We start from the raw sequence: 17952 nt of genomic DNA, 5'->3' as shown, positions 1-17952 counted from the left end.
CTTTCGCAAGTGAGTCTCGGCCGCCGAAGGAATGCTTCGTCTTGACAGGAAAGGGACCACATGGTCCCAACGCACGTCGCGATTGAAGAGATCTCCCGGCCGCCGTCGCCGCTTGCGCCCGGCGCCCCGATAGAGAGGAATGACAGGGATGCGCCAACTTCTTGGCCTCGCCGCCGCAGCCCTGGCGGCTGCTGGCTGGCTTTGCGCCACGGCGCTGCCGGCGCAGGCGCAGGGCGCGGTGCGCGCTACGCATGGCGATTGGCAATTGCGTTGTGAGGTGCCCCCGGGCGCCAAGACCGAGCAATGCGCGCTGGTCCAGAACGTCGCGGCCGAGGACAGGCCGAATTTGACGCTCCTGGTGATCGTGCTCAAGACGGCTGATCAGAAGAGTCGGCTGCTGCGTGTCGTTGCGCCGCTCGGCGTGCTGCTGCCCTCGGGCCTCGGCCTCAAGATCGACAACAACGATATCGGCCGCGCCGGCTTCGTGCGCTGCCTGACCACCGGCTGCGTCGCCGAGGTGGTAATCGACGACACGCTGCTCGGCCAGCTCAAGGGCGGCAAGAGCGCAACATTCATTGTCTTCCAGACTCCCGAGGAAGGCGTCGGTATCCCGGTTTCGCTGAATGGATTCGGCCCGGGCGTGGAGGCCCTGCCGTGATTGATATGCTTACCGGCCGTAAGACCTGGCTCATTATGCCCGTGCTCGCCGTCGCGCTCGCAGGCTGCGGTTCGTCGAACTCCACCGGCGAGCCGAGCGCGATGCAGAAGTTCGGCAATATCCTGGCCTTCCAGTCGACGACCCCGCCGCCGGTCGACCAGCTCCCGAAGGATGCCGAGGACGAGCTGATCTGCCCGGCCGTCATCATCGCCGACGGGGGCGCCGCGATCCGGGCCCAGACCGGTCCCGACAGCGCGAGCCTGCGCCATCAGATCTCGATCCAGAATGTCGCTCGCGAGTGCAAGGCGACCGGGCCCGGTGGCGGCTTCACCCTCAAGGTCGGCGTCGAAGGGCGCGTGCTGGCGGGGCCGGCCGGCGGCTCGGGCAGCCACACCGCCACCCTGACGACGCAGGTGATCCGCAACGGCCAGGTCCTCGCCCGGCGCGCCTCGCGTGTCGGCGCGACGCTCTCCTCCGGCCAGTCCGGAGCCGATTTTACGCATGTCGAGGACAATATCGTCGTCCCGCCGGGTTCCGGCGAGACCGAGATCGTCGTCTCGCTCGGCGTGGGCGGAGCCGATCCGGCTCGCCGTCGTCGCCGTTAGACCGCCACGCGTCCGGCTGGACGCGAGAAGGCGGGCCATCGCTGTGATCGGTTATCGGGCCGGGACGTGAATTGGACGTCTCGGCCCGATGCTTTTGTGGGCCCGCCATGTGCCAAAGGTGATCGTGGACAGGCTTGCCTCCGAGCCGTGCCTCGATTGACTTAAGACCGCTCTCAGCTATTGCTGCTTCAGCCGCATCATCCCCGCGGGAGAGACCGGGATCGGACTTGTTCGACCCCGGCGCCGAAGGCGCAACCGCCCCGGAAACGCTCAGGCAAACGGACCGCGTGGGAATTGGCGCTCTGGAAAGCGGCGGGCCGTAAAGGCTCGCCCACCGACGGGGGTAACCTGCAGGCCTAGGCTCGCAGGGAAATCTCTCAGGTCCCGAGACAGAGGGGGCGCGCTCCGGACGATTCCGTTCGGGGCTCGCGCTCGATTCTGGAAGGGACGCCATGGCTGCCGAAGCCCAAGAGGCCGACGGAAACTCCGCAAACGCCGAGCCGCTGCTCAGGACCCCGCTTCATGCCCGCCATGTCGCGCTGGGCGCCCGCATGGTGCCGTTCGCGGGCTACGACATGCCGGTACAGTATCCGAGCGGCATCCTGACCGAGCACGTCTGGACCCGCGACAATGCCGGCCTGTTCGACGTTTCGCATATGGGCCAGGCCTTCCTGATCGGGCCCGATCACGAGACCACGGCGCGCGCGCTCGAAGCGCTGGTCCCTGCCGACATCGTCAACCTCCAGCCCGGCAAGCAGCGCTATACCCAGCTCTTGAACGAGGAGGGCGGCATCCTCGACGATCTGATGGTGACGCGCTCGGCTGACCCCGACGAGGATGGTGCGCTGCTGCTCGTCGTCAACGCTGCCTGCAAGCTCACCGACTATCCCCATATCGAGGCGCGCCTGCCGGCCAATGTGAAGCTGATCCGGGCCGAGCATCGCGGCCTGATCGCGCTCCAGGGGCCAAAGGCCGAGGCGGCGCTGGCGGCGCTCAACCCCGAAGTCGCCGAGATGAGCTTCATGTCGGCGCGCACCCTCAAGCTCGGTGGCGTCAAGGCGAACATCACCCGCTCCGGCTATACCGGCGAGGATGGCTACGAGATCTCCACGGCGGCCGACCGTATCGGCGAGCTCTGGGATGCCCTCCTGCTCGACGCCAGCGTCAAGCCGGTCGGTCTCGGAGCCCGCGATTCGCTGCGCCTCGAGGCGGGGCTTTGCCTCTACGGCCATGACATCGACACCGAGACCTCGCCGGTCGAGGCCGGTCTGAACTGGTCGATCCAGAAGCGCCGGCGCGAGGAGGGCGGCTTTCCGGGAGCGGCCCGCATCCAGCGCGAGTTTGCTGGAGGCACGGCGCGGGTCCGCGTCGGCCTGTTGCCGGAAGGGCGGGCACCCGCGCGCGAGGGCGCCGAGATCGCGCTCGCCGACGGCACCATCGTCGGCAAGGTCACTTCGGGCGGGTTCGGCCCGACCCTGAACGGCCCCTGCGCCATGGGCTATGTCGCCAGGGAACATGCCGCTCCCGGCACCAAGCTCGAGCTGATCGTGCGCGGCAAGCCGCTGCCGGCGACCGTCGCCGCAATGCCCTTCGTTCCCAACCACTACAAGCGCTGAGCTTCACACCATTTCGCCGGAGGAAACCATGGCCGAGACCCGTTACACCAAGGACCACGAATACATCCGCGTCGAGGGCGACACCGGCACGGTCGGCATCTCCGACTTCGCCCAGGGCCAACTCGGCGACGTCGTCTTCGTCGAGCTGCCGGCGATCGGCAAGACGCTGGCGAAGGGCGCCGAGGCGGCGGTCGTCGAGAGCGTCAAGGCGGCGTCCGAGGTCTATGCTCCGGTGTCCGGCGAGATCGTCGCCGTCAACAGCGAGCTCGAAGCCGCTCCCGGCACGGTCAATGAGGACCCCGCCGGCAAGGGCTGGTTCGTCAAGATCAAGCTCAAGGACCCGGCCGAGCTCGAAGGCCTGCTGAGCGAGGCCGAGTACCAGGACTACGTCAAGACGCTCTGACCCTCACCGGGTCGTCCCGGACAAGCCGCGCAGCGGCGCAGTTCCGGGACCCATGCCTGAACGGTTCCGGCATGGGTCCCGGGTCTCCCTCCGGTCGCCCGGGACGACCATGCAGTTTTTGAACGGTCCTCGACCGTATCGGAGAACGGAACCTCCATGCGCTATCTGCCCCTGACCGATACCGACCGCGAGGACATGCTGGCGCGCATCGGCGTGCCTGATGTCGATGCGCTCTTCTCCGATGTGCCGAAAGGCAAGCTGCTCAAGGAGCCGCTCGATCTGCCGCGTGCCAAGGGCGAGCTCGAGGTCGAGCGTATCCTCGGCAGGATGTCGGCCAGGAACACGGCTGCCGGCGCGGTGCCGTTCTTCGTCGGGGCAGGGGCCTACAAGCACCATGTCCCGGCGACGGTCGACCATCTGATCCAGCGCTCGGAGTTCCTGACCAGCTACACGCCCTACCAGCCCGAGATCGCCCAGGGCACGCTGCAATACCTGTTCGAGTTCCAGACCCAGGTCGCGGCCCTGACCGGCATGGAGGTCGCCAACGCCTCGATGTATGACGGCTCGACCGGCACGGCCGAGGCGGTGCTGATGGCGCATCGCGTCACCAAGCGGCGCAAGGCGGTGCTCTCCGGCGGCCTGCATCCGCACTACACCCAGGTCGTCGAGACCCTCTCCGAGATGGCCAATGACGAGGTCGTGGCGCTGAAGCCCGACGTTCGTGCCACCGAGGACATCCTCGCAGCGATCGACGACAGCGTCTCCTGCGTCGTCGTCCAGTCGCCGGACGTCTTCGGCAATCTGCGTGATCTCAAGCCGATCGCCGAGAAGGCGCATGCCCATGGCGCGCTCCTGATCGCGGTCTTCACCGAGGTCGTATCGCTCGGTGCGGTCGTCCCGCCCGGTGCCCAGGACGCGGACATCGTCGTCGGCGAGGGCCAGTCGATCGGCAACGCCCTGAACTTCGGCGGTCCCTATGTCGGCCTCTTCGCTGCCAAGTCGAAATATGTTCGCCAGATGCCGGGTCGGCTCTGCGGCGAGACTGTCGACGCCGACGGCCGCCGCGGCTTCGTGCTGACGCTCTCGACCCGTGAGCAGCACATCCGCCGCGACAAGGCGACCTCGAACATCTGCACCAATTCCGGCCTCTGCGTGCTGGCCTTCACCATCCACATGACGCTGCTCGGCCAGGCCGGCCTGACCCGGCTCGCCGAGGTCAACCACGCCAATGCCGTCAAGCTCGCCGACGCGCTTGCGGGGGTGAAGGGCGTTGAGGTGCTGAACGAGAGCTTCTTCAACGAGTTCACGCTGAAGCTCGCCAAGCCTGCTGCCGAGGTGGTCGAGGCGCTCGCCGCCAAGGGCATCCTGGCCGGCGTGCCGGCCTCGCGCCTGCTGCCGGGCGCCGGACTCGATGATCTCCTGATCGTCGCCAATACCGAAGTGAATACGGATGAGGACCGGGCGGCCTTCGTGGCGGCGCTCGCGGAGGTGCTGTGATGTTGAACCGTCAGGGACGCCCGACTGCCGCCGGCGAGGCCGAGAGCCGCAGCCACGAGACTTTCACCGGCAACAAGGCCCTCCAGCAGATCGAGCCGCTGATCTTCGAGATCGGCCATCATGAATCGACCGGCGTCGACATCGAGAAGCCGGCGCCGTTCAAGAGCCGCCTCGGCAAGCATGCCCGCCAGGGTGAGATCGGCCTGCCCGGTCTTTCCGAGCCCGAGGCCATGCGCCATTATGTGCGTCTCAGCCAGAAGAACTACGGCATCGATACCGGGCTCTTCCCGCTCGGTTCCTGCACGATGAAGCACAATGCCCGCCTCAACGAGAAGGTGGCGCGCCTGCCGGGCTTCTCCGACGTGCACCCGCTGCAGCCGGTCTCGACCGTGCCCGGCGCGCTCGAGCTGATGCTGGAGCTCGCCCGCTATCTGATGACGCTGACCGGCATGCCGGCGGTGGCGCTTTCGCCCAAGGCCGGCGCCCATGGCGAGGCCTGCGGCATGATGGCGATCAAGGCAGCGATCGAGGCCAAGGGCGAGGGCGCGACCCGCAATGTCGTGCTCGTGCCTGAGTCGGCGCACGGCACCAACCCGGCGACGGCGGCGCTGATCGGCTTCTCGGTCAAGGCTGTCCCGGCCCGTCCGGACGGCACCGTCGCTGTCGAGGACGTCAAGGCCCTGCTCGGCCCTGACGTCGCGGCGATCATGCTGACCAACCCGAACACCTGCGGCATCTTCGAGCCGCAGATCGTCGAGATCGCGGCGGCGCTGCACGAGGCCGGTGCCTATTTCTACTGCGACGGCGCCAATTTCAACGCGATCGTCGGCAAGGCGCGGCCGGGTGATCTCGGCGTCGACGCCATGCACATCAACCTGCACAAGACCTTCTCGACCCCTCATGGCGGCGGCGGTCCGGGCGCTGGCCCGGTCGTCCTCTCGGAGCGGCTGGCGCCCTACGCGCCGGTGCCGTTCATCCATGTCGAGGGCGATAGCCCGCGTCTGGTCGAGCACAAGTCGGACGCGCCGGAGGGCAACGACCCGTTCGGCCGGATGACGGCCTTCCACGGCCAGATGGGCATGTATGTCCGCGCGCTCGCCTATATGCTGAGCCATGGCGCCGACGGCATGAAGCAGGCCTCGGAAGACGCGGTGCTCAACGCAAACTATATCCGCGCCAGCCTCTCCGACCTGATGTCGCTGCCCTTCCCGGACCACCCCTCGATGCACGAGGTGCTGTTCGACGATGAATGGCTGAAGGGCACCGGCGTCTCGACGCTCGATTTCGCCAAGGCGATGATCGACGAGGGCTACCACCCGATGACGGTGTATTTCCCGCTGGTCGTCCATGGCGCCATGCTGATCGAGCCGACCGAGTCGGAATCGAAGGCGGCGCTCGATCTCTTCATCGCGACCCTGCGCGATCTCGCCATCGCGACCAAGGGCAACGACAAGAGCCGCTTCACCGCTGCTCCGCATCACGCGCCGATCCGCCGTCTCGACGAGACCAGGGCCGCCCGCCAGCCGGTGCTGAAATGGGAAAAGCCCGCGCCGGTCAAGCAAGCCGCGGAGTAGATTTCTCAGGGGCGGGGGCGAAGTGCTCCCGCCTCTGCCCTTTCGTAACCTGTTTGCGCCTGCCTTAAGGCTTCCTTGACCATGTGCGAGGAATGCTTGGTTCCGTGCGTATTCTCGCACGCTGGGATCGGCTCATGCAGTGCGTTCGCCTTCGCCATTCTTTCGCCGCCGCCGTCGCCTTCGCGGCGATGCTGACGGCCTCGCGGGCCGAGGAGCCGGGCTATGGTCCGAAGACCTATGACCGCACGCTCGAGGCGCTGATCACCCATGAGGACATCGCCAATCGTGGCGGCTGGCCGAAGGTGCCGGCTGGCGCCACCGCGCTGAAGCCGGATTCGCAAGTGCCCGACGTCGCACTGCTCAAGCAGCGCCTGATGCTGAGCGGCGACCTGCCGCCGGCTTCGCTGCCCGGCGACATCTATGACGAGGCGGTGGTCGCGGCGGTGAAGCGCTTCCAGAAGCGCCATGGCCTCTCTGAACTCGGCACCGTCGGCCGCCTGACCCTGAAGGCGTTGAACGTGCCGGTCGAGGTCCGCCTCAACCAGCTCACCGCGACACTGGAACGCCTCAAGGGCAACGGCTTCAACTTCACCGAGCGCTATGTCGTGGTGAACATCCCCGGCGCCAGCGCCGAGGCGGTCGAGGGCGGCATCGTCCAGCGCCGTCACCTCGCCATCGTCGGCCGGCCGGACCGGCCTTCGCCGGTGCTCCAGACCAGCATCACCTCGGTAAACCTGAACCCGTACTGGACGGTGCCGATGTCGATCGTGAAGGCGGACATCATCCCGCATATGCGCAAGGACCCGAGCTTCATCGCCAAGTCGAACATGAAGCTGCTCGGCGCCGAGAACCGCGAGATCGACCCGGCCAGCGTCAACTGGGCCAGCCTGACCAACCCGTACTTCTATGTCCGGCAGGAGCCCGGCCCGACCAACTCCCTCGGCCAGATGAAGATCGACATGCCGAATGGCGAGGCGGTCTACATGCACGACACGCCGAAGAAGACGCTGTTCCGCAACGATGTCCGCTTCAACTCCTCGGGCTGCGCGCGCATCGAGGGCGTGCGTGATCTCGCGAGCTGGCTGCTGGAAGGCACGGAGTGGAACCTGCCGGCGATCGAGGCGGAGATCGCCAAGGGCGAGCGCAAGAACATCGTGCTGAAGAAGCCGGTTCCAGTCGCCTGGGTCTACATGACCGGCTGGCAGGATGCTGCCGGGCTGGTGCAGTTCCGCGACGACATCTATGGGCTCGATACCCCGCAAGGCATCGTCACCTCGACGATCCAGCCGCGCAAGCCGAAGCCCAAGCCCGCGGCCGTGCCTGCTGCAGCGGCAAGGCCAGTCGCCCCACGGCCTGCGGTGACGCCGATCCCGGCGCCGCGGCCGATCGTACCGACGGCTGTGGCGATCCAGTAGAGGCGGGGCAGGGGGCGTCCGGCGCGTGCGCGAAGGCTTCCGGGGCCAACAGATCGCACGCCGGTCCAGCCGCGCCCTCGTCATTCCGGCTGGAGCGAAGCGGAATGCCCGAAGCTACCGCAAGGCGCCGCTGGCCTGGAGGGATTCCGGAGCTGTGCCGCCCGGCGGCTTGTCCGGAATGTCAGTTCATTCGGAACCAGGTTCCGTTCCCCAGCGCAGCAGCAAGAGACTTTAAGTCAGTGTCCCGCTGAAGCTGCGGTGCTTCGCCTGCTCGCCCGGCGGATGACGAGCGCGCTTGGTCGAGAATGCAGCTGTCCCAAACGAAAACGCCGCAGTCCTTGGACCGCGGCGTTCTCATTCGTTTCAGTCGCTTGCGCGTGGTGGCTCAGTTGAGCTTGGCCTTGACGTCCTTGAGGCCGGCGGCGACGAGATCGGCGCCCGCCTTGCCTGCGACCTGGCCGCGCAGGATCACCTCGGCAGCCTGGGTGGCGGCCTCGGCGGCAGCGGCGCGGACTTCCGCGGTCGCCTGGCTTTCGGCCTGGGCGATCTTGTCCTCGGCCGACTTGGTCCGCCGGGTCACGAACTCCGCCAGCTTCGCCTCGGCGTCCTTGGCGAGGCGCTCGGCCTCCTCCTTGGCGTTGGCGACGATGGTCTCGGCCTCGGCCTCGGCGGCCTTGCGCTTGGCCTCGTACTCGGCGAGCAGCTGCTCGGCCTCGTGTCGCAGGCGGCGCGCCTCGGCCAGTTCCTTGGCGACCAGCTCGCCGCGGGCGTCGAGCCCGGCGAGGATCTTCTTGTGACCGCCGACATAGACGACGATCGCGATGAAGATGAAGAACGCGATGCCTACCCAGAAAGTATCCATCTGTTCCTCCTCAACGCGCCAGAGCGGTGTCGACGGCCTTGGCCGCCTCGGCCGCGCTCGGCGCCTTGCCGGTCAGCTTCTCGACGATCGCAGCCGCCGTTTCGGCTCCGAGATCGCGGACGCTTTCCATCGCCTTGGCCTTGGCGGCGCCGATCGAGGCTTCTGCCTGGGCGGCCTTCGCCGAGAGCTCGGCTTCGACCGCCTTGCGGCGCTCGTCCGACTGCTTGGCGCTGGTCTCTCGGGCGGTCTGGGCGATGCCCTGCGCACGGGACTGGGCCTGCGCAAGGGCCTGCTCATAGGCCTTGGCGCTGGCTTCCGCCTTCGCCTGGGCGCCGGCGGCTTCATCGAGATCGCGCGACAGTGCCGCAGCGCGGTCGGCGAGAATTCCGCCGATACGCGGCAGCGCCACCCTGGACATCAGCCAGTAGAGCGCGCCGAAGGAGACGGCGAGCCAGAACAGCTGGCTGGGATAGGTCTTGCTGTCGAAGGGCGGGAAGGCGCCCTTGGCAGCGCCGGTATCGCTCGCCGCGAGCGCGACCTCCGGCAGGGCGAAAACCGCAGCGACCAGCGCCGTCGCAGCAATCGTCCGGAGGAGGTTCGTGGCAATGCCGATATGCATCACGACGCCTTTCAGGCTGATCGGATTAGACACGCTCCCGCCGGACGCGAAGGCCCTGCGGGAGCGAATGAAGTCGTCGTCCTCAGACCACGAACAGCAGGATCAGGGCCACGACGAAGGCGAAGATGCCCAGACCTTCGGCGAGCGCGGCGCCGATGAAGGCGCGACCGAACTGGCCGTCAGCGGCCGACGGGTTGCGCAGGGCGCCCGACAGGAACTGACCGAAGATGTTGCCGACGCCGATGGCCGCGAGGCCCATGCCGAGACAGGCGATACCGGCGGCGAGGTACTTGGCGGCAGTGAAATCCATGGTCTTTCTCCGAGTGAACTTAGGGCGGTAGGGGGGTGTTTAACTCTCGCGATACCTGCTGGCCTCAGTGGCCGGGGTGCAGGGCATCGTTGAGATAGACGCAGGTCAGGATCGTGAAGACGTAGGCCTGCAGGAAAGCGACGAGGAACTCGAATGCGGTGAGGGCGATCGCCAGCAGCATGGGCAGCGGGGCGAGCACGATGCCGACGCCGATCGTGCCGGTCATCATCACCACGAAGCCGCCGAACACCTTGAGCGCGACGTGGCCGGCCAGCATGTTGCCGAACAGACGAAGCGACAGCGAGATCGGGCGGGAAACGAAGGACACGGCCTCGATCAGGACCATGAAGGGCAGCAGCCAGCCAGGCGCACCCTTGGGCACGAACAGGCCGAAGAAATGGCTGCCATGCTTGACGATGCCATAGACCAGCACCACGCCGATCACCAGGAAGGCGAAGGCCGCGGTGACGATGATGTGGCTGGTGACGGTGAACGAGCCGGGAATCATGCCGAGCAGGTTCGCGGTCAGCACGAACATGAACAGCGAGAAGACGAAGGGGAAGAAGCGCATCCCTTCCTTGCCCATCACGCCCGTCAGCGTCGAGGCGACGAACTCGTAGGACATCTCTGCCAGCGACTGCAGCCGGCCGGGTACGGTGGCGCGCTGGCGCGAGCCGAACAGCGTGATCAGCGCGATGACGGCGACCGTCAGCACCATGAACAGCGCGGAATTGGTGAAGGAAAGGTCGAGTCCGAAGAGCTTCAGGCCGACGATCGGCTTGATCTCGAATTGGTGGATCGGATCGATACCGCCGCCGGCCGCCATTCTCTCAACCCTCTCAATGCGGCGCATGGCCGCGAAAAACTCAATCCTTGGGAGCGTTCTGCGCCCGTCCGGAGGTCGGCCGCGCTCCCAGTCGATAGACTGACCGGAAACCGGCGATGGTGCCGATTACCAGGAAGGCAATCAGCAGGAACGGCGAGGTTCCCAGCCACCGGTCGCCCAGATAGCCGATCAGGCCACCTGCGATGACGCCGCCAATGAGATCCGTCGCCGCGCGAAAGCCGGAGGACATCGCGCCCGCAAGCACCTTGTCCCTGTTCTCCGCTTCGACCTTGGCCTCTTCGGCCTTGCCGGTCTGCCGCAAGGCGGCGGAGAGCGATTCCAGTCTCGTGCGCAACTCCGGATCACCAGGTGTCTTGTCCGGTTCGGACATGCCGGGCCTCTTCGTTTGACCGTGAATTCGGCACGGTCACGCCAAAAACCTTCGCACACCCTTCCCGGCCCGATCACCGAGCCGTCGTCAGCACGGCCTCCTTTATTGGCCCCCCATACGGCTGTCAAGGCGGGGCTTTGGCATTCAACTAATTGAAGTAATTATATATTTTGCCGGGGTGCGGCATTTTTGCTGCATTGTGGCGCGGATTCTGCCCGAATTCAGACGGCCTCGCGGATGCGCTCGGCGGTATCGAGGTCGACCGAGACCATCTGGCTGACCCCGCGCTCGGCCATTGTGACACCGAACAAGCGGTCCATTCGCGCCATGGTGATCGGGTTGTGCGTGATCAGGATGAAGCGCGTCGCGGTGTTGCGCGCCATCTCGTCGAGCAGGTCGCAGTAGCGCTCGACGTTCGAGTCGTCGAGCGGCGCGTCGACCTCGTCGAGCACGCAGATCGGCGAGGGATTGGTGAGGAACACCGCGAAGATCAGCGCTGTCGCGGTCAGCGCCTGCTCGCCGCCGGAGAGCAGGGTCATGACCTGCGGCTTCTTGCCCGGCGGCCGGGCGATGATCTCGAGCCCGGCCTCGAGCGGGTCTTCCGAATCGACCAGCGAGAGCTCGGCCATGCCGCCGCCGAACAGCACGCCGAAGAGATGCTGGAAATGGCCGTTGACGACCTCGAATGCGGCAAGGAGCCGCTCCCTGCCTTCGCGGTTGAGCGCCCCGATCGCCTGGCGCAGGCGCCTGATCGCCTCGGTCAGGTCGTCGCGTTCGCTCGCCAGGCCCGAGCGCTTGCCCTGGACTTCCGAAAGCTCGTCCTCGGCCCGCAGATTGACGGCGCCGAGGCGCTCGCGCTCGGCCTTGAGGCCCGAAAGCCGGCGCTCGACGCCTTCCGCCTCGGGCAGGGGGCCTCCGGGCGCGATTCCCGCGAGAGCGCGCAAGCCGGGAATGTCGGTGTCGAGCCCTTCGACGATCTGGCGGGAGATGTCGGCGAGGCGCTGCCTTGCCGCTTCCAGCCGGGCCTCGGCGCTGGCCCGGCCTTCGCGGGCGCCCGCAAGACCTTCCAGCGCTGCGCGTGCCTGCCTGTCCGCTTCGGCGAGCGCCGATTCGCCGGCTGCGAGCTTGCCGGCTTCGGCCTTGCGGGCCTGTTCCGCCGATTCGATCTCGGCCAGGAGGCGCCGGCGCTCGACCAGGAAGGTGTCGGGTGCATCGAGCAGGGTCTGACGCTCGGCCGTCGCCGCCGCGATTCGGCGCCGGGTCTCGGCGGCGGTCTGTTCGCTGGCGCCGGCCCGTTCGCGCCAGGCGCGGATATCCTGAGCGATCGTCTCGCGCCGGCGGGCGCGCAGCTCCGTCTCGCGCGCCCGCGTCTGCACCAATGCCCGGGCCTCCGATGCGGCGCTGCGGCGTTCCGCGAGCTCGGCTCGGACCGTCAGCAGCGCATTCTCCAGCTCCACGGCCGGGGCCAGCGCGGCAAGGTCCTTCGCCGCAGCTTCAGCCTGGGCGCCGACATCACCGATGCTCTGGCCGAGCCGGCCTATGGCTTCGGTCAGGGCCGAGCGGCGCGAATCCGTCTCGCTCGCCTTGCGCTCGGCCGCGGCGGCGCGCTCGCGCGTCTGATCGAGCCGGCGCCGCGCTTCGCGCACCGATTCGAGCGCCTTCGTCTCCGCCTGGCCGGCGCTGCGGGCCTGTTCCGTCGCGGCGCCGAGCCCGGCGCGGGCTTCTTCGACGGCTTCGCGGGCGCGCTGCACCTCGATTTCGAGGTCGCCGAGCCGGTTCTTCTCGCTGAGCCGGCGGGCTGCGGGCGAAGGCGCTTCGGCTGCGCTGGTCAGCCCGTCCCAGCGCCAGACATCGCCTTCGCGCGATACCAGACGCTGGCCGGGCAGCAGCAGAGCGCGCAGGCGGGCCCCGTCGCTCGCGGTGGCGAGGCCGATCTGGCGCAGCCGGCGCAGCAGGGCAGGGGGGCCGCGCACATGCCGGCTCAGGCTTTCGACCCCCTCGGGCAAGGCAGGGTCGGAATCGCCGGCGCCGGTATCGTCCCAATGCGCAGGTGCGGCCGGGTCGGCCGAGGCATCGAGGTCGTCGCCCAGGGCCGCGGCGAGGGCTGCCTCGTAGCCCTTGGCCACGGTGATCACGTCGAGGATCGCCGGCCATCTGCCGCCGCTCGCCGGTGCAAGCAGCTTCTGGAGCGTTCGGGCTTCTGTATCGAGCCTTTGCGCCGCACGGTCCGCGTCAGCCAGCGGCGTCCGCAGCCGCGCTTCCTCGTCGCGCGCCGCTGCCAATGCGGCCCGTGCCGCGGCGGCGGCGCGATCGGCAGCCCGCATCGCCGCCTCGCCGGCCGTGACCTCGCGGCGCAGCCCGTCCAGGGCAGCGGCCGTACCATCCTGATCGAGCGCCGCCTGGTCGCGCAGCAGCCGGTCGCGTTCGGCGGCATGGCGGGCTTCGCGCTCCCGGGCTTCGCGGATCGTCCGCTCGAGGGCGCCGCGCCGCGCCGTCAGTTCCGACAGGCGCTGCTGGACCGCCGCATGCTCGGCTTCGGCCGCGTTGAGCCGCATCTCGGCGGTAGCCAGCCCGGACTCTGCCGATGGACCGGCCGCTGCCGCTGCCTCCGTGTCCCGGCGCAGGGCCTCGTCCTCTTCGCTCAGGCGCGCCAGCGACTGCGTGGCGTCCTTGCCGAGATTCTCCTGGCGGCCGAGATCGGCCTGCAATTCGGTCAGGCGCTTGCCGAGTTCCTCGCTGCGCTGCTTGGCGCGCCGGTTCTCGGCTTCGAGCTCGTCGAGCCCCCGCTTCAGCCGGACGAGGGCGGCGGCCGCCGCGGCCTCGTTCTCGCGCAGCTGCGGCAGGGCATGGGCGGCGATTGCCTGAAGGCGCGAGGCTTCGGCCTGGACGCCCGTGCGCACGGCGACTTCGCGGACGGCGGCTTCGAGCGCGCGCTCGGCGAGTGCGTCCTGCTCGCGGGCCTCGCCATGGGCGATCAGCGCCAGCACCGCCTCGGCCCGCCGGATATCGGCGGCGAGGCTGCGATAGCGCGAGGCCTGCCGCGCCTGCCGCTGTAGCGCGTCGACCTGGCCGTCGATCGCGGCGAGCACGTCCTCCAGCCGGGTGAGATTGTCCTCGGCCCCGCACAGGCGCAGCTCCGCCTCATGGCGCCGGCTGTGCAGGCCGGCGATGCCGGCGGCATCCTCCAGGATGCGCCGGCGCGATTGCGGTTTGGCGGCGATGATCTCGCTGATCTGGCCCTGGCGCACCAGCGCCGGTGAGCGCGCGCCGGTGGCGGCGTCGGCGAAGAGCAGCTGGATGTCGCGGGCCCGGACCTCCTTGCCGTTGACGCGGTAGGTCGAGCCTTCCTCGCGCTCGATCCGACGCGTCACCTCCAGCACCTCGGCATCGTTGAAGGCGGCCGGCGCCTTGCGGTCGCTATTGTCGAGGGTGAGCGCGACTTCCGCCATGTTCCGCGCCGGCCGCTCGGATGAGCCGGCGAAGATCACGTCGTCCATGCCCGAGCCGCGCATGTTCTTGAACGAGCTTTCGCCCATCACCCAGCGCAGGGCTTCGACGAGGTTGGACTTGCCGCAGCCATTGGGCCCGACAATGCCGGTCAGCCCCGGCTCGATCAGGAATTCCGTGGGCTCGACGAAGGTCTTGAAGCCGGCGAGCTTGAGGCGCGTCAGATGCATCGGCGCGCCTCAGGCTTTGCCGCGAGATCAGCTGCCGAGCAGCGGCTCGATGATCTTCTCGAATTCGGCGATGCTGAGTGCACCGGAACGCTTCTGCCCGTTGATGAAGAAGGTCGGGGTCGAGTCGACGCCGGCCTTGGCGCCGCCCTCCTTAACCTGATTGACGGCCTCGTAGATGTCTTGCCGCTTCAGGCAGGCCTCGAAGGATTCCTGTGTGAAACCGGCCTGCTTCACCATCGTCGACAGCGCATCCACCGGCTTCTCGGTGAAGGCCCAGTTGCGCTGCTGCGCGAACAGCAGATCGGTCATCGGGTAGTATTTGTCGTTGCCGTTGCAGCGCGCCAGCATGAAGCCGGCGGTGGCCAGCGGATCGAGCGGGAACTCGCGCAGCAGGAAGCGCACCTTGCCGGTGTCGATGTACTTGGCCTTCAGCGCCGGCCAGGTGTCGCGGTGGAAGGTGGCGCAATGGCCGCAGGTCAGCGAGGCGTATTCGATGATCGAGACCTTGGCGTCGGGCTTGCCGAGCCAGACATCGCCGAGAGGGCTTGCGACACCGATGTCCTGCGCCTGCGCAGCATGGCCGGCCAGGAGGGGAGAAAGTGCCAAGGCGGCGGTGCCGAGCATCACTTGGCGGCGGCTGGTCATGGGTAATTCCTTGATGGCAATGACAGGGTGCGGACCATAATGGCCACGAGGATTGTGGCAAGACCGGTTCACGCCGCGGTTGCTCCGCTCACGAAGCCGTGTCGTCGCGGGCGTCCCGCCGGCGCTGTGCGATTCCCTGCCCCAGCCGCGCCAGCGCCTCGCGCAGGCCGTCATCCTCGACCTGGGCAACCTGGGCCGCAATCCGGGCGAGGGTGGCCGCGTCCGGCGGCGCAGGAGGCTGCGGGCGGGGCGGCGGGGCGACCGGGCCCTGCTTGAGCACGAGCTTGCCGACGGCGCGCCAGCCGAGATGGGTGTTGACCCGCTCCAGCACGAGCGGCCCGAGTTGCTGCATCTCGAGCGCGAAGGCGCCCTCGACGCGGACCACCAGCGTCGCCGGATCGGCCGTCTCGCCGGGTGCGTTGCGCCGGCGCGGCCAGTCGATCTTCAGCGGCCGCGTCCGCTCGGCCAGGCGCTCGCCGACGATCTCCGGCCAGAAGGTCACGACCGAGCGCCCGGCGAAGCCCTGCGCCGCCAGCGCCGGGGCGAGGCAGTCATCGATCAGTTCGGCGAGAGGTTTTGCGGCCATTACCCATTTTGCGCGAGCAGCCGGGGGCATGGCAAGCTGATCCGGCGAGCGGTTATCGAGCCGAGCAACCTTCAGACACGGAGAAGGCCGGAATGGCTGTGTCGGCGACGGAGAATGCCAGCCAGTACGGCGACAGCCGCAAGCTGACGGCGCGGGCGCGCCTCCATACGCAGTACATGGTCGCCGAGCAAAGCTGGTTTCCCTGGGTCGCCGGACACCTGCCGCTCGCGAGAGGCCAGCGCGTGCTTGATGTCGGCTGCGGCCCCGGCTGGTTCTGGGCTGACGCTGCTGAGCAACTGCCGAAAGGGCTGGATCTCACGCTTGCGGATTTCTCGCCGGGCATGGTCGCCGAAGCGCAGGAGCGGTGCCGGACCGGTGCTTTCGCCGTGCTCCGCGCCGAGCAGGCCGACGCCATGGCGCTGCCTTTCGCCGATGACAGCTTCGACACCGTCGTCGCGATGCACATGCTCTATCATCTGCCGGACCCCGCCTGCGCGATCGCCGAGATGCACCGGGTCCTGAAGCCCGGCGGTCATCTCGCGGTGACCACCAACGGCATCGGCAACATGCGCGGCTTCTATGCCCTTGCGACGACGCTCGGCTCGTCCCCTGTCGACCCTTCGGCTCTCGCTTTCGGATATGACGACGCCGAGCAGCTGATGTCGGCGCAGTTCGGCAATGTAACGATGGCGCAGCACCCGGCGCGGCTGCGGGTCACCGATCCTGAGGATGTGTTTCTGGCGCTGACCTCCTATCCACCGGGCGACACCGCCGGCCTCGCCGAGCTCGCCAGTCTTCGTCACGCGATCGCGGAGGCGTTTCGGCGGGGTGGCGGCGTGCTCGAGGTCGAGAAGCAGACCGGACTTTTCCTCAGCGGCAAACCGGCTTGAGCGGCCGTAGCGTCTGCATACGGAAGTCGGTCCGCGGGCCGGCTTCTTTGGTGCGCTGCCTGAGGCGGACAGGTGCGCGCCGAGGGAGAGGCCGAGGGCCGGCGCGCGTCATTAAACGGCGATTTACCGACCCATCGCTTTTCGCGGCGCCTTCAAACGTCCGTGTCGCGCGATTCACGGTTGTTGCAGATGTTGCCGCTAGGAAAGGGCCGTGCACCAAACACGGAGAAACATCGTATGCGCCTATGGGTTCGAGGCCTCGCCAAGCGGGCTACCGCGGTGGTCCTGGCAGGCTGGGCGGCTGGCGTCATGCCGGCTCAAGCCTGCACCAATATCCTGCTGATGGCGGCCGACGGAACGCCGGTCTACGGTCGAACCCTGGAATACGCGCTCGAAACCCAGTCCGACGTCGTCGTCGTGCCGCGCAACCATGAATTCGTCGGCACCCGTCCGAACAATGCGCCCGGTGCCAAATGGACCTCGCGCTACGCTTTCGTCGGCGTCATGAGCTTCGGCCAGCCCTTCGTCTCGGACGGCATGAACGAGAAGGGACTCGCGGGCGGCGCGCTCTACTTCCCTGACTTCGCCAGCTATACCCCGCCGGCCAAGGCCGACCCGAATACCGCGCTCGCGCCGTGGGAGTTCCTGAGCTGGGTCCTGTCGAATTTCGCGACCGTCGCCGAGGTCAAGGCTGCGCTCGACAAGGCGGTGATCGTTGATCTGCCGGCGCCGATGGTGAACTTCACGCTGCCCTTCCATTTCCCGATCCATGATGCGAGCGGCGCCTCGATCGTCATCGAGCCGATCGACGGGAAGCTGAAGGTCTATGACAACCCGATGGGGGTCCTGACCAATTCCCCGCCCTTCGACTGGCACCTCAACAACATCCGCAACTACGTGAAGATGTCGCCGGTCGCGGCCGATCCGCTGAAGATCGGCGGAAAGACCTTCGAGCCGTTCGGCCAGGGCTCGGGCCTGCTCGGCATCCCCGGCGATCCGACGCCGCCCTCGCGCTTCATTCGCGCCCTCGGCTATGCCGCCTCGGCCAAGCAGCAGCCCGATGGCCCGCAGACCGTGCGCCTGGTCGAGCACATCATGAACAATTTCGACATCCCGATCGGCTTCATCAACTCGGCTGCGAAGGGTGGCGAGCTCGAATACACGCAGTGGACCTCGGTCGCCGACCTGCGCGCCAAGAAGTACTACATCAAGGGCTATCGGGATCAGGTCCTGCGGATGGTCGACCTCAACAGCTTCGACCTGGATGCCAAGGGGCTGCGCGTCGCGCCGTTCAAGATCAACCTGACGCCGCCGCCGCTGGAATTCGCCAAGCCCTGACCTGGCCTATCGGTTCCGGGCGCGCGGCTTTACCCGTGGG

17 protein-coding genes and 2 riboswitches are annotated in these 17952 nt (G+C 67.8%); of the genes, 9 read left to right on the top strand and 8 right to left on the bottom strand.

Annotated features, from left to right (window positions below):
* The first annotated feature begins 148 nt into the window (after positions 1-148).
* From RKE40_RS12965 to RKE40_RS12935, 7 genes are all read left to right on the top strand, one after another.
* Positions 149-658, top strand: coding sequence for an invasion associated locus B family protein (locus RKE40_RS12965; RefSeq protein WP_316018649.1), 510 nt, complete (start codon positions 149-151; stop codon positions 656-658).
* Positions 655-1263 (top strand): hypothetical protein, encoded by a 609-nt coding sequence (locus RKE40_RS12960; RefSeq protein WP_316018648.1) that lies wholly within the window; start codon positions 655-657, stop codon positions 1261-1263. The genes RKE40_RS12965 and RKE40_RS12960 overlap by 4 nt, the downstream gene beginning before the upstream one ends.
* Positions 1264-1459: 196 nt before the next feature.
* Positions 1460-1559, top strand: a riboswitch (glycine riboswitch).
* Between the two features lie 4 nt (positions 1560-1563).
* A riboswitch (glycine riboswitch) is annotated at positions 1564-1658 on the top strand.
* A 57-nt stretch (positions 1659-1715) separates the two neighbouring features.
* Positions 1716-2879, top strand: coding sequence for a glycine cleavage system aminomethyltransferase GcvT (gene gcvT / locus RKE40_RS12955; RefSeq protein ID WP_316018647.1), 1164 nt, complete (start codon positions 1716-1718; stop codon positions 2877-2879).
* Between the two features lie 28 nt (positions 2880-2907).
* On the top strand, positions 2908-3282 hold the full coding sequence (gene gcvH, locus RKE40_RS12950) for a glycine cleavage system protein GcvH (protein WP_316018646.1): 375 nt from the start codon (positions 2908-2910) through the stop codon (positions 3280-3282).
* Between the two features lie 156 nt (positions 3283-3438).
* Complete coding sequence (gene gcvPA / locus RKE40_RS12945; protein WP_316018645.1) at positions 3439-4779, top strand: aminomethyl-transferring glycine dehydrogenase subunit GcvPA; 1341 nt, start codon at positions 3439-3441, stop codon at positions 4777-4779.
* Entirely contained in the window at positions 4779-6353 is a 1575-nt protein-coding gene (gene gcvPB, locus RKE40_RS12940; protein WP_316018644.1) for an aminomethyl-transferring glycine dehydrogenase subunit GcvPB, read from the top strand. Before gcvPA ends, gcvPB begins: the two co-directional genes overlap by 1 nt.
* A 134-nt stretch (positions 6354-6487) precedes the next feature.
* On the top strand, positions 6488-7768 hold the full coding sequence (locus tag RKE40_RS12935; RefSeq protein ID WP_316018643.1) for a L,D-transpeptidase family protein: 1281 nt from the start codon (positions 6488-6490) through the stop codon (positions 7766-7768).
* A gap of 385 nt (positions 7769-8153) precedes the next feature.
* On the opposite strand, the gene RKE40_RS12930 is transcribed toward RKE40_RS12935, so the two are convergent.
* The 8 genes from RKE40_RS12930 to RKE40_RS12895 form a co-directional block, all read right to left on the bottom strand.
* Entirely contained in the window at positions 8154-8630 is a 477-nt protein-coding gene (locus RKE40_RS12930) for a F0F1 ATP synthase subunit B family protein (protein WP_316018642.1), read from the bottom strand.
* A gap of 10 nt (positions 8631-8640) precedes the next feature.
* Complete coding sequence (locus RKE40_RS12925) at positions 8641-9282, bottom strand: F0F1 ATP synthase subunit B family protein (protein ID WP_316018641.1); 642 nt, start codon at positions 9280-9282, stop codon at positions 8641-8643.
* Between the two features lie 49 nt (positions 9283-9331).
* The gene (locus RKE40_RS12920) at positions 9332-9559 is read right to left on the bottom strand and encodes a F0F1 ATP synthase subunit C (RefSeq protein ID WP_066468155.1); all 228 of its coding nucleotides are present in this window, start codon (positions 9557-9559) and stop codon (positions 9332-9334) included.
* A 64-nt stretch (positions 9560-9623) separates the two neighbouring features.
* Positions 9624-10385 carry a F0F1 ATP synthase subunit A gene (locus tag RKE40_RS12915; RefSeq protein WP_066468157.1) on the bottom strand — a complete coding sequence of 254 codons (762 nt, stop codon included), beginning with the start codon at positions 10383-10385 and terminating at the stop codon, positions 9624-9626.
* 40 nt (positions 10386-10425) lie between these two features.
* Positions 10426-10776, bottom strand: a complete 351-nt coding sequence (locus tag RKE40_RS12910; RefSeq protein ID WP_066468160.1) for an AtpZ/AtpI family protein — start codon at positions 10774-10776, stop codon at positions 10426-10428.
* Between the two features lie 221 nt (positions 10777-10997).
* Positions 10998-14453 (bottom strand): chromosome segregation SMC family protein, encoded by a 3456-nt coding sequence (locus RKE40_RS12905; protein WP_316018640.1) that lies wholly within the window; start codon positions 14451-14453, stop codon positions 10998-11000.
* A gap of 27 nt (positions 14454-14480) precedes the next feature.
* Positions 14481-15098, bottom strand: coding sequence for a DsbA family protein (locus RKE40_RS12900; RefSeq protein ID WP_316018639.1), 618 nt, complete (start codon positions 15096-15098; stop codon positions 14481-14483).
* An 88-nt stretch (positions 15099-15186) separates the two neighbouring features.
* The gene (locus RKE40_RS12895; RefSeq protein WP_316018638.1) at positions 15187-15684 is read right to left on the bottom strand and encodes a DUF721 domain-containing protein; all 498 of its coding nucleotides are present in this window, start codon (positions 15682-15684) and stop codon (positions 15187-15189) included.
* Positions 15685-15776: 92 nt separating this feature from the next.
* Here RKE40_RS12895 and RKE40_RS12890 point away from each other — a divergent pair, with 92 nt between their 5' ends.
* Together RKE40_RS12890 and RKE40_RS12885 are read left to right on the top strand one after the other, a co-directional pair.
* Positions 15777-16574, top strand: a complete 798-nt coding sequence (locus RKE40_RS12890) for a class I SAM-dependent methyltransferase (RefSeq protein ID WP_316018637.1) — start codon at positions 15777-15779, stop codon at positions 16572-16574.
* A 237-nt stretch (positions 16575-16811) separates the two neighbouring features.
* On the top strand, positions 16812-17912 hold the full coding sequence (locus RKE40_RS12885; RefSeq protein WP_390893353.1) for a linear amide C-N hydrolase: 1101 nt from the start codon (positions 16812-16814) through the stop codon (positions 17910-17912).
* Positions 17913-17952: the final 40 nt, after the last annotated feature.

Origin of the sequence: Allobosea rubneri, assembly GCF_032464875.1 — a bacterium.
GTDB classification, from domain to species: Bacteria; Pseudomonadota; Alphaproteobacteria; order Rhizobiales; family Beijerinckiaceae; genus Allobosea; species Allobosea rubneri.
The sequence above is the reverse complement of the archived record's forward strand: the minus strand, read 5'-3'. Positions and strand labels throughout refer to the sequence as shown.